This is a genomic window from Leisingera sp. NJS201, assembly GCF_004535885.1.
Lineage (GTDB): Bacteria > Pseudomonadota > Alphaproteobacteria > Rhodobacterales > Rhodobacteraceae > Leisingera.
Genome location: NZ_CP038234.1, coordinates 108,639 through 120,026 on the forward strand (window position 1 = coordinate 108,639; position 11,388 = coordinate 120,026).

The 11,388-nt window shown below is 60.5% G+C and carries 14 protein-coding genes, 1 tRNA gene and 1 pseudogene; 15 read left to right on the forward strand and 1 reads right to left on the reverse strand.

The features are described 5' to 3' along the window. Positions 1-26: 26 nt before the first annotated feature. From ETW23_RS00490 to ETW23_RS00535, 10 genes are all read left to right on the forward strand, one after another. Positions 27-1,169 (forward strand): DUF1983 domain-containing protein, encoded by a 1,143-nt coding sequence (locus ETW23_RS00490; RefSeq protein WP_134828774.1) that lies wholly within the window; start codon positions 27-29, stop codon positions 1,167-1,169. A 343-nt stretch (positions 1,170-1,512) separates the two neighbouring features. After that, complete coding sequence (locus ETW23_RS00495) at positions 1,513-2,232, forward strand: pyocin knob domain-containing protein (protein ID WP_167738053.1); 720 nt, start codon at positions 1,513-1,515, stop codon at positions 2,230-2,232. Between the two features lie 11 nt (positions 2,233-2,243). Next, a complete protein-coding gene (locus tag ETW23_RS00500) occupies positions 2,244-2,576 on the forward strand; it encodes a hypothetical protein (protein WP_134828776.1) in 333 nt (110 codons plus the stop codon). Then, positions 2,573-2,818, forward strand: coding sequence for a hypothetical protein (locus tag ETW23_RS00505; RefSeq protein ID WP_134828777.1), 246 nt, complete (start codon positions 2,573-2,575; stop codon positions 2,816-2,818). The genes ETW23_RS00500 and ETW23_RS00505 overlap by 4 nt, the downstream gene beginning before the upstream one ends. Positions 2,819-2,862: 44 nt before the next feature. After that, positions 2,863-2,979 carry a hypothetical protein gene (locus ETW23_RS25530; RefSeq protein WP_254695101.1) on the forward strand — a complete coding sequence of 39 codons (117 nt, stop codon included), beginning with the start codon at positions 2,863-2,865 and terminating at the stop codon, positions 2,977-2,979. Between the two features lie 100 nt (positions 2,980-3,079). Further along, positions 3,080-3,838 carry a lysozyme gene (locus ETW23_RS00515; RefSeq protein WP_134828779.1) on the forward strand — a complete coding sequence of 253 codons (759 nt, stop codon included), beginning with the start codon at positions 3,080-3,082 and terminating at the stop codon, positions 3,836-3,838. A 177-nt stretch (positions 3,839-4,015) separates the two neighbouring features. After that, a complete protein-coding gene (locus tag ETW23_RS00520) occupies positions 4,016-4,282 on the forward strand; it encodes a hypothetical protein (RefSeq protein ID WP_134828780.1) in 267 nt (88 codons plus the stop codon). Next, positions 4,275-5,957: a hypothetical protein gene (locus tag ETW23_RS00525; RefSeq protein WP_134828781.1), complete on the forward strand. Its 1,683-nt coding sequence runs from the start codon at positions 4,275-4,277 to the stop codon at positions 5,955-5,957. Before ETW23_RS00520 ends, ETW23_RS00525 begins: the two co-directional genes overlap by 8 nt. Positions 5,958-6,076: 119 nt before the next feature. Further along, positions 6,077-6,451 carry a YfbR-like 5'-deoxynucleotidase gene (locus ETW23_RS00530; protein ID WP_134828782.1) on the forward strand — a complete coding sequence of 125 codons (375 nt, stop codon included), beginning with the start codon at positions 6,077-6,079 and terminating at the stop codon, positions 6,449-6,451. Next, positions 6,438-7,085 (forward strand): hypothetical protein, encoded by a 648-nt coding sequence (locus ETW23_RS00535; RefSeq protein WP_134828783.1) that lies wholly within the window; start codon positions 6,438-6,440, stop codon positions 7,083-7,085. The genes ETW23_RS00530 and ETW23_RS00535 overlap by 14 nt, the downstream gene beginning before the upstream one ends. 187 nt (positions 7,086-7,272) lie before the next feature. Here the strand turns inward: ETW23_RS00535 and ETW23_RS00540 are convergent. Then, a tRNA-Thr gene (locus ETW23_RS00540) sits at positions 7,273-7,347 on the reverse strand. A gap of 84 nt (positions 7,348-7,431) precedes the next feature. Here ETW23_RS00540 and ETW23_RS24985 point away from each other — a divergent pair. The 5 genes and pseudogenes from ETW23_RS24985 (at position 7,432) to hisD (ending at position 11,343) form a co-directional block, all read left to right on the forward strand. Next, entirely contained in the window at positions 7,432-7,587 is a 156-nt protein-coding gene (locus ETW23_RS24985; protein ID WP_164982766.1) for a hypothetical protein, read from the forward strand. 6 nt (positions 7,588-7,593) lie between these two features. Continuing rightward, positions 7,594-8,860, forward strand: a pseudogene (gene murA / locus ETW23_RS00545) (UDP-N-acetylglucosamine 1-carboxyvinyltransferase). After that, a complete protein-coding gene (locus ETW23_RS00550) occupies positions 8,860-9,336 on the forward strand; it encodes a DUF2948 family protein (RefSeq protein ID WP_134828784.1) in 477 nt (158 codons plus the stop codon). Before murA ends, ETW23_RS00550 begins: the two are co-directional and overlap by 1 nt. 3 nt (positions 9,337-9,339) lie before the next feature. After that, positions 9,340-9,852, forward strand: a complete 513-nt coding sequence (locus tag ETW23_RS00555) for a GNAT family N-acetyltransferase (protein WP_134828785.1) — start codon at positions 9,340-9,342, stop codon at positions 9,850-9,852. A gap of 189 nt (positions 9,853-10,041) precedes the next feature. Further along, positions 10,042-11,343, forward strand: coding sequence for a histidinol dehydrogenase (gene hisD / locus ETW23_RS00560; RefSeq protein WP_134828786.1), 1,302 nt, complete (start codon positions 10,042-10,044; stop codon positions 11,341-11,343). Positions 11,344-11,388: the final 45 nt, after the last annotated feature.

The window sequence follows — 11,388 nt, forward strand, 5'->3', positions numbered from 1 at the left end:
GTGTTCGGGCGACCGCGTATGAGGCGTTGTCTTTTGATGTTCTGACCCTGCAAGGCCGTGTTACATCTGCGGAAAGCGGGATTGCAGGAGGTGCTGAGGCGCATTCGCAACTTGCAACGCGGGTGACGGATGCTGAGGGTGCTATCACCAGCCAAAGCCAAAGCATTGTAAGCCTGTCTGCTCGTCTGGAAACAGCGGAAGGCGGGACCGCCGGTAATGCTGAGGCGGTCCAGTCTCTTGATACGCGGGTTTCAGGCACGGAGGATGCCGTTAACAGTCAGGCGCAAGCGATCACCACAATTGCAACCACGGTGGGCGAGAACACGGCCAGTGTGGAAGAGGTTGCGCAGAGCGTTGACGGGGTGATGGCTGAGAAAACCTTGAAGGTTGTCAGCGGAAACCGTGTTGCGGGCATGGTGGTGCGCTCTGAACTCGACGAGGACGATGCACCGATTGCACGGATTGCGTTTCAGGCTGACATGTTCGCAATCGTCTCGCCGGATGGATCAAACGAAACGGTGCCATTCACGGTTTACACTGAGGCCCGCACGATCAATGGCCGTGTGTACCCGGCGGGCGTCTATATGGACAATGCCTATCTTGGGGCGGCATCCATCGGGCGCGCTGAGATCGCAAATGTGATCAAGAGCGACGACTATGCGCAGGATGCCAATGGCATTCCAATCGCTGGAATAAAGATCAACTTTGATACCGGACAGATCAAAGCGGCGGGGCTGATTACTTCCCGTCCTATGATCCTTGCTCAAGGTTCATTTAGCGTTTCCGGGGATGTGCACGGCGGATCCCGATGGGCCTTTGTGAACACCGGGATCCGGGTTGGTAAGTCCGATGTTTGGCAGGCCAGCAATGTCGCTCTTGTGGCGGCTGCAGCGATCACATCCGGTGCAACAGCGCCGGGTGGTCTTGATCCGAATAACACCTTTTGGACGCTCAACGCTTCAATCCAGCCCGGCGCCCGCTGGAACGGATTTGGCGGCGCAAACCCGGATCCAGCCGCGTCCTGGCGCAAAGATCCGGCGGTGTTGGTGAACCCCTATTGGGCGACCGGAAATGATCAGCGGGTGTTTCTGGCAATCGACCTTGAAGCCATCGGGGGCGTCTATTTCAGCAACCCGAAAATTGAATGGACAGTGTTCCAAGTAACATGAGGAAAATCGAATGGCTTGGGTGAAATCGGGCACGGTAAGCGTGTCAAATGGAAGCTCTACCGTTGCGGGGACCGGCACAAGCTGGTTTGGCAGCCTGCAAACCGGATGGGCCTTTGTCGGCCCGGATGGCCGGGTTTATGAGATCCTGACCGTTGATAGCGCAACGCAGATTACATTGGCGTCTGACTATATGGGGGCCACGGCTGCAGCGCAGTCTTATGCTGCAATGCCGACAAGCTCGCTTGCCGCAGATCTGACAGTATCGCTGCAAACCCTGATTGGCAATTTTCAGGGTGTTTATGATGGTCCTGGGCAGGGAATGTTCGCTGGTCTGATCCGTTTCTTGGCGGATCAGGATACCGGGCTTGGAAATCCGTCCGCAAATGAGATCGGCTTGAAGGCTGGGGATGTTTGGCAACTTCTTCTTAAGGGCGGCGTGGCCAGCGGCGCGGCGGTGCAGTCCAGCGCGACGGATGCCACAGCAGACAAGCTGCTACTGACAAACGCCTTCGGTTGGGGCGACAAGGGCGCCCCGGTCCCGAACGACAACATTGATGACATCGCTACATCCGGATCCTACTTTCTGACCTCCGCGGTGTTGGGAAATTCCACCCTGCCAGCAGGCGAGGCGTTTTCTTCCGGCTCCTGTCTCCTTCAATTCCAGTACAACGCCGACAATGCGGCGCAAATCCTGATCGCGCATTCCAGCGGTAAGATGTTCACGCGGATCAAGGACGGCGGAGCTTGGCATGATTGGATCAGCCTAATCCCCAAGCGCGGCAGCGGCCCCAATGGCGAGTATGTGCGCTTCCCCGATGGGACGCAGATCTGCACTAAAGCCATCACTGCGGACAGTGGCGCTGACTCTGTTTGGGACTTCCCAGCAGCTTTCTCTACGACGACAAATCTTACCGTTCATATCACTGCCCGGTCCTCTGCAAATGCCATCATTGGTGGCGCACGGGCGCCGTCTGTTTTGGCCGTGTCCTGGAACGCGCACGACACTGCGGGCGTGCGAACTGCAACGCCTTGCAGCCTCAGGGCCGAAGGCCGCTGGTATTAAAGGAGATCATCATGAAAGTAACCTGCATCTGTGTGGCCGGTCCTCCCGGCCAATCTGAAACCAGCGCCAATGTGAGCGGCGATGTGATCACTGTGGGCGGCGTGTCCTTTGATCTGTCCGATGTGCCCGATGGCGGCTTTGCCGAACCGGAAGGCGAAAGCCATCCGTTCATAGGGCGCATCGAGCGGATCAATGGCGAGCTGCATGTTCAGCTGCGGTGGTTCTTTTTCGAGGCAACCGCAGAGCCGCACCAGCCCGCTGTCCCGCCTGCCTTCATGGTCATCATCGGCGCGGTGCCTGATCCGATTGTCCGTAAGCCTCTGATCAGCGAGGTTGAAGCATGACGTTTTCCCTGAAAATCACCACGGCTGAGCTGGTCGCCGCAGAGGCCCGCGCAGCGCTCCTGGATAATCTGGCCGACACCCGGTGGCAGATCCAAAACGGCGGCATCACGCTGCCCAGCGGGTTCCACGCCCGCACGGACCGCACAACCCGCGAAGACCTCACTGAGGCGCTGTTTGCTCTGCAACTGGGCATCAAGAGCGAGCCGTTCTCCTGGAAGGCCCCGATGGCTGGATCAAGCTGACGCGCGCGGACCTGGAACAGATCACCGCTGCCGTCGCGGCCCATGTGCAGAGCTGCTTTGATGCGGAGGAAGCCGTGGAGACGCAGATCGCCGCACTCAGCGACGCGGATCTGGCCGGGTTTGCTGTGCGGGCTGCGTTTGATGCCGCAATGGCGGCGTGACCTTCTATCAAAGTATTACTGAGCGCTTCTGACATTCTGCGCTTTGGCTTCTGTTGTTTGCCCGCCATTCGGCGGGCTTTTCTATTTGAGGAATGCGAAAATGAAACTCGTAGAAAACTGGAAATCCGTATTGCTGGGGGCTTGGTCTGTTCACCTCCTGGCGATTTCAACGCTTCTCTCTATTGCTGCCGTGCTTGTCGGCATCGTGGATGCTGAAATGCTGGGCATGAAGGCGGTTCACTTTTCGATCCTTGCGGCAGCGGCTTCCGCGCTAGGCCCGGTTGCCCGTATCGTCCAGCAGGCCGCAATTTCGGAGCTGCTGCGCAAGTTCCGCAGCGATGTATCGGGTGCTGTGCGGCGCGGTGTCTTGGCGGCGATGGCGGCAGGCGCGGTCGCAAGTTCTGCGGCCTTTGTGGCGCCTCGGGAGGGGTTGCGCACATCCACTTACATTGATGCCGTCGGGGTGCCTACGGTCTGTTATGGTCACACCTTGGGGGTAAAACCCGGCGATACTTACACTCCGGCGGAATGCGATGAGTTGCTGCGCGCAGAGCTGCAGCAGTTTGCCGGTAAGCTGGGTAAATGCCTCAAGGCTGAGCTGCCGGAGGGGGCTGCGGTTGCATTCCTGAGCTGGTCTTACAACGTTGGAACCGGTGCGGCCTGCCGGTCAACTCTGGTGCGCAAAGCCAATGCCGGAGATCTGCGCGGTGCCTGTGATGAGCTGCTGCGCTGGGATAAGGGCCGGATCCGCGGCAAGCTGCAACAGATCCCCGGCCTCACCAACCGGCGCGAGGCCGAACACCGCCTTTGCGTGCAATCTCTTGGGCCGCATCGCCCCTGGTGGGCGGTGCAGTCATGATCGGGGCGGCTTTGGTCGCCCTTAGCGCGCGCCCTGCGATCAGGGCGGCACTCTTGGCGGCGGCGGGTGGCCTGATCCTTTCTGCCCTTCTGTGGGGTGCCGTGGATCGCCTGCGGACAGACGCGGCGGTTGATGCGCGCCGCGATTTGGACGTGCAGCAAACTCAAGAGGTGAAAAATGCAATCAAACGGGCTGCGCCTGGGCCTCGCCCTGCTGGCGCTGAGTTTCTTGACTGCCTGCGGCGAGCCGGGCCGGGCTGTCTTTGATGCCTCGGCGGTGCCTGAACCGCCGCAGTACACGGCGAAATTCAAGCGCGATCTTGCGGCTGAGATTGAGGCCGCGCCGCGCAATGATCTGATCATTCAAGCACTCGTTGATGCCTCGCAGCACTATGACCGCATCCGGCGCTTGAAGGGAAAAGAGGGGAAACCCCAATATGAGTAGTAAACGCAAAACTGGCGCCAAGGATCCGGCGCGGGCGCAGCGCATCAAGGATGCGCTTGAGGCGGTGCTGAGGGATGGGTTTGACCCATTCCGGGATCCGCGCGGCGGTAAAGGATCCTCTGTTGTCGAGGCGGCGCGCAGGCTCACAGAGCGGGGTTATAAGACAAGCGAGCGGATGGTTAGATCCTTCCTGCAAGTTCAAGCTGCGGCTGAGGCCCGCGGCGATGAGCATTTCCTGCCGGATTGGGATCTGTTCGCCAAGCCTGGGGCGCCTGCTGCGGTTTTCCGCAAAGGCGAGGTGCGCCGCTGGCTGCTGACCTCGGCGCAGGATGATACAGATGTGCATCTGCGCTTTTGGTCCAACCTGCAGGCATATGGCCGCCACATCGGCGCAGAGGTGGTTGTTGGGGGGTTCACCTACAATCACGCGCTGTTTTCCGATCACCAGACCCGCAATGCGCAGTTTGCGCGCGAGGTGGAGCCGTTTATTCGGTTTGACCCCTATGACTGCGGGCCGGTGCTGTTCTGCGCGGAAATGAATACCCTGCCAACAGCCGTGCGCCCGCTAAGCGGTCTGACCACCTACGCGCAGGGGCGCACGGCAGTTTTCCCGCACGCTAAGCTTGCCTTTGAAAGCGTTCCTGCCATGCCCGGAAAATTCGTGCCATCGGTCATGACAACCGGGGCCTGCACGGTTCCGAACTACGTCAAGAAAAAAGCGGGCTTAAAGGCTGAGTTTCACCATGTTCTAGGCGCAACCCTGGTTGAGGCTGATGATCGTGGTAACGCTTGGTGCCGCCAGATCAGCGCCACCTCTGACGGGGCGTTTCAGGATCTTGACGTGATCGTCCGAAGCGGGCGGATCAGCACAGGAAACCGCGTCAAGGCGGTGACGTTCGGGGATATTCACATCCCAAGCCTTGCAGAGGATGTGTTTCAAGCGCTTTGGGGGCGGCATGGCGCAAGTCTGATTGACGCCCTGCGCCCGGAATATCAGTTCATTCATGATCTTATGTCGTTCGAGATGGCTTCGCGCCATGTGGACGGCGATCCGATCCATCGCGCCCGGATGCAGGCTGCCGGCCATTCCGGTATTCGCTGGCAGGTGCGTGAGGGCGCCCGGTTCCTGCGCCAGATCGAGCGGGAAACCTGTCGCACGGTCATGATCGAAAGCAACCACGATGATCGCCTGATGCAGTGGGCGCGCAAGGATGTTGACCGGATGGACACGGGCAACGCCGAATATTGGCATGAGTGCAATCTTGAATTGCTCCGGGCGATCCGTGATGAACGGGAGGGTTTCAACCTCTGCCGGTGGGCGCTCAAAAATGAGGATCCGCGCCAGCTTGAGGGGATCGATTTTGTGCCAATGGGCGGATCTTTCGTGATCTGTCAGGATAGCGGCGGCATTGAATGCGGGATGCATGGTCATCAGGGGCCAAACGGTTCGCGCGGCACTGCGGTAGGACTGGCAAAGATGGGCACGCGGCTTACGATTGCCGACAAGCACAGCCCGCAGATCCTGGATGGCGTCTATATCGCGGGCATGACCGGCGATCTGGATCAAGGCTACAACAGTGGCCCGTCGAGCTGGCAGCGCGCACATGTGATCACCTACGCCAATGGTAAGCGCGCTCTGATCAATCAGGCGCCGGACGCGAGGTGGCGGGCATGAGTGTTTCGCCTTGGCTTGCCGGTTCAACTCACCGCTGGCACACAAACCCGCTCTTTGCGGCGTCTGGGGATCGTGTGGATGGTCATTCTGCACGGGTTGCAATCCTGATCTTGCAATTCATGCCTGATGCGCCTGCCGAGCTGCTGCGGGCTGCTGTTGTGCATGACCTGGGTGAAAATGCGGTTGGGGATCTGGCATCCCCAGTCAAGCGCCGCAATCCAGACCTCTATGCAGAGTTTGAAGCACTTGAGGCTGAGGCGCTTGCAGTGATGGGGTTTGATTTCCCTGATCTGCCGCAGGATCTCGCCGCGCTATTGAAGCTTTGCGATGGGCTGGATGCCTACCTTTGGGCGGTGGTGTATCGCCCTGATTATGTGGGGCGCAATCAGGCTTGGGGCGCAATGTTCGAGCGCCTTTGCGCGCAAGCCTCGGATCTGGGGTTTGCTGAGAAATTTCATGAAATCGTGAAGGGGGTTTGTGATGGCAAATTCTAAGTGCCGAAATTGCGGCGGCCACGGCTGCCATGATTGGGCTTTCCTAGGGCTTGATGAGTGCAGTGTGTGCGATGGGTCCGGTGTGTCGCCGTTTGAGTTAGATCTAGGCAAGTCGGCGCGCCTGCTGATCATCGGGCATGGCCGCCACGGCAAGGATAGCGTTGGCGAGCTGTTATCCGAGAAATACGGAATGCGCACTGTGTCCAGCTCGGAGTTTGCTGCGCAGAAGGCGGTGTTCCCGCTGCTGCGGGATGTTTACCCGGATTGGCGCGCGTGCTTTGCAGATCGGGCAAATCACCGTGAGCTGTGGTTTCATGCGATTGCGGCTTACAATCACCGTCCTGGCCCGATGCTGGCGGAGCAGATCCTTGAGCATCACGACATTTACACAGGGATGCGCCGCCGAGGTGAGTTTGAGCGCTCGCGGCATCTGTTCGATATGGTGATTTGGGTCGATGCGGCGGATCGCCTGCCGCTGGAACCGCCTGGATCCATGGAGTTGACCGCTGCTGATGCTGATTGGATCGTTGACAACAACGGGCCTGAGGCAGCGCTTTCGGGTGAGGTGGCGAGGCTCGCCAGCGAGATAGGGAATCGGCTGGTATTGGCCGGTGCCTTTGACCGCCACGGCTAGGCGCGCGAATCCTTTCTTTTTGGCAGAACACTGCGCGAACACGCTTCCCGGATTTTGCCCGGGAAAAACGGGAAATGAACGGACGTAAACACTAAAGGTATGCAGTGAACCTTAAAAGGTTTGGTGTGCTTGTGAGTGCAGCAACACAAAAAGTGTGCTTGTTTTCAGTAACTTATCTGGTGAAAGATGGTGCTGCTGGAGAGAATTGAACTCTCGACCTCTCCCTTACCAAGGGAGTGCTCTACCTCTGAGCTACAGCAGCGCCGGTGAGGGGCTTTTAGGCATAAACGCTGAGGGGCGCAAGAGCATTCTGGACGGTTTTTTCCCACTCAGTTACAGAAGTCTTATGGCGGAAAAGAAAACACCGAAAAACGACAGGTCAGCGGCATCGCGCGAAGACCGGCTGAAGGCAGCGCTCAAGGCAAACATGGCCCGGCGCAAGGCTCAGGCCAAGGCGCGGGCGGAAAAGCCGGACCAGGATACGGGCAAAAACGGAGAGTAAGGGCAGATGGATTCGATTCTGGTAACTGGCAACGGCCCGCTGAACGGGCAGATTCCAATCGCAGGGGCCAAAAACGCCTGCCTCACGCTGATGCCTGCGACGCTCCTGAGCGAGGAACCGCTGACGCTGACCAATGCGCCGCGCTTGAGCGATATCAAGACAATGACATTGCTCTTGCAGTCACTGGGCGCCGAAGTGTCCAGCCTGCAGGACGGCCAGGTGCTGGCAATGTCGAGCCATGACCTGACCAGCCATGTGGCTGACTATGACATCGTGCGGAAAATGCGCGCCTCCAATCTGGTGCTGGGTCCGATGCTGGCGCGGCTGGGGCAGGCGGTGGTGTCGCTGCCCGGCGGCTGCGCAATCGGCGCCCGGCCGATGGATCTGCACATTCAGGGTCTTGAGGCGCTGGGCGCCGAGATTGAGCTGAAGGACGGGTATCTGCACGCCAAGGCCCCGGGGGGCTGAAAGGCGCGGTGGTGGAGCTGAGCTTTGCCTCGGTCGGGGCAACCGAGAATATCATGATGGCAGCCACCCTGGCAAAGGGCACCACCGTCATCAAGAACGCCGCGCGCGAGCCGGAGATCGTTGATCTGGCAGATTGCCTGCGGAAAATGGGCGCGCAGATCGACGGCGACGGTACCCCCGACATCACCATTCAGGGCGTCGACCGCCTGCATGGGGCGACTCATCAGGTGGTAACCGACCGGATCGAGCTGGGCACATATATGTTGGCACCCGCGATCTGCGGCGGCGAGGTGGAGCTGCTGGGCGGCCGCCGCAGCCTGCTGGAAAGCTTCTGCAGCAAACTGGAGGCGGCAGGAATCGAGATCACCGAGGGTAAAAACAGCCTGACCGTCAGCCGCAAGAACGGCCGGCTGCAGGCCGTGGATGTGGTGACCGAGCCATTCCCGGGCTTTCCGACCGACTTGCAAGCACAGATGATGGCACTGATGTGTACTGCTGAAGGCACGTCTGTTCTGGAAGAAAAGATCTTTGAGAACCGCTTTATGCATGCCCGGAACTCACCCGTATGGGGGCACAGATCGAAGTGCACGGCGGCCATGCAACCGTGACCGGCGTTGAAATGCTGAAAGGCGCTCCGGTGATGGCTACCGACCTGCGCGCCTCGGTCTCGCTGATTCTTGCCGGCCTGGCGGCGGAAGGCGAAACCAAGGTAAGCCGGGTCTACCACTTGGACCGCGGCTATGAGCATGTGGTGCGCAAGCTGTCTGGCGTCGGCGCCAAAATCGAACGGATCAGGGAAGAGTGATGGCGGATGCAAGCTTTGAAGACGGCCGCGAGGCGCCTCTGAATCTGGGCGCACTGGAGGAGGAGGATCTCAAGGTCCTGTCCTCATTGGTGCAGGATGCGGTGTTTCCGGTCACCGAAATGAGCTGGCGCGCTTCCGAACGCCGCTTTGCACTGCTGGTGAACCGTTTCCGGTGGGAGGACCGCGAGGCTGCGGAACGCCGTGGCAGGGCTTTTGAGCGGGTGCAGTCGCTGCTGGTGGTGAACAATGTCCTGGGCGTTTCCTCACAAGGCGTGGACCGCAAGGACAAGGACCTGGTCCTGTCGCTGCTCTCGGTTGAATTTGAGCCGGGGGAGGACGGTGCCGGCCATGTATTGCTGACCTTGGCCGGCGACGGCGCGGTTCGCTTGGCGGTCGAGGCGCTGGAGCTGTCCCTTCGTGATGTCACCCGCCCCTACCGGGCGCCTTCTGGCCATGCCCCGGACCACGGCAGCTGAACCATGCAGAACAAGCGCGGCATTTCCCAGGCTTTCGCCGCCCCGGCGGCACCGCTGGAAATCCGCCGCGCCAACGTTTTTGACGTCTTTGCCATGAGCCGGGTGCTCATCGCCTCGATCCGCGATCTGTGTCAGGCGGACCACGGCAGTGATGCCGCCCGGATCGCGGACTGGACCGCCAACAAGACGCCGGAGCAGGTCCGCGGCTGGATCGCCGGACCCGGGTGCTACTGGCTGGCCGAGCATGGCGGCGAGGCCGCTGCCGTGGGCGGGCTGTCTCCGGACGGCTCCATCTCCCTGCTGTATGTTGCCCCAGCCGCAGCCGGCCGGGGCACTGACGCCGTCATGCTGGCGTATCTGGAGGCGGAGCTGCTGCAGAGCGGCCATGCCGAGGGCCGCCTTGACGCCACCCGGACAGCACTGGACTTCTATCGCAGGCATGGCTGGCGGACGGCAGGAAAGACTGGTGGATGCTGCGGCACACCCTGCATTGCAATGCGCAAATCCTTACGCTGAGCTTCCCCTTCTTTCTGGTTCCAAATACCCCGGGGTGAATTGGCCGCCAGGCCAAGAGGGGCAGAGCCCCTTACCCTATTAAACCTGCGGGGCAGCGCCCCTGCCGCTTGCGTCCAATTGCACCGCTCGCACGCATAAATCTTGAGGCTCTGCGCCCTTGCGGATATGCGGGGGCCAAAGGAGATCCCGATGCCGCAGTTTCTGAACACCGCTGATGCCGGTTTTGAGCAGTCCTTCACCGCCCTTCTGGGCGCCAAGCGCGAGGATAGCCCGGATGTGGATGCTGTCGTGGCGGGGATCATCGCTGACGTGCGCGACCGCGGTGATGCGGCACTGGTGGAGCTGACGGCGAAGTTTGACCGGATGGAGCTGGAGCCTGCGCAACTGCGGATTACCGATGCTGAGGTGGAGGCGGCCATCGCCACGGTTTCCGCTGAAGAGCGTCAGGCGCTGGAACTGGCGGCCGACCGCATCCGCGCCTATCACATGCGCCAGATGCCGGAAGATGCGCAGTGGACGGACGAGGCCGGCGCAACGCTGGGCTGGCGCTGGTCGGCGGTGTCGGCGGCTGGGCTTTATGTTCCGGGCGGGCTGGCCTCTTATCCCTCTTCGGTGCTGATGAACGCGATCCCGGCCAAAGTTGCAGGCGTGCAGCGGCTGGCGGTCACGGTTCCAACCCCGGACGGCCAGATCAACCCGCTGGTGCTGCTGGCAGCAAAGATTGCAGAGGTGGATGAAATCTACCGGGTCGGCGGGGCACAGGCGGTGGCGGCGCTGGCCTATGGCACTGAAACTATCGCCCCGGTCGATAAGATAACCGGCCCGGGCAATGCCTTTGTTGCAGCCGCCAAGCGGCGGGTGTTTGGCAAGGTCGGCATCGACATGATCGCCGGGCCGTCTGAAATCCTGGTGATTGCGGATAAGGACAATAATCCCGACTGGATCGCACTGGATCTGATGAGCCAATCCGAACATGACGAAAGCGCCCAGTCGATTCTGATCACCGATGACGAAGGATTTGGCCTGGCTGTGGCAGCGGCGGTGGATAAGCGTCTGGAAACGCTGGAACGCCGCGCAATTGCCGGCCCCTCCTGGCGGGATTTTGGTGCGGTGATAACAGTGCGGGACCTGGATGAGGCGGCGGCGCTGTCCAACCGCATTGCACCGGAGCATCTGGAGTTGTGTGTCGCCGATCCGGTAGCCTTGAGCGAGAAAACCATCCATGCAGGCGCCATCTTCCTGGGTCAATACACGCCCGAAGCCATTGGCGACTATGTCGGCGGCCCGAACCATGTGCTGCCGACGGCGCGTTCAGCCCGGTTTTCCTCCGGATTGTCAGTTCTGGATTTTCTCAAGCGCACGACCCTTAGCCAGATGACATCGGACGCGCTGCGGGCAATTGGCCCGGCGGCAGAAATTCTGGCTCACAGTGAAAGCCTGCAGGCGCACAGTCTTTCCGTCACCGCCCGGCTGGATGCGCTGAACAAGTAAGCGGAGCAGGGGCGCTGCCCCTCTGCGCGAGCCGCGCATTCACCC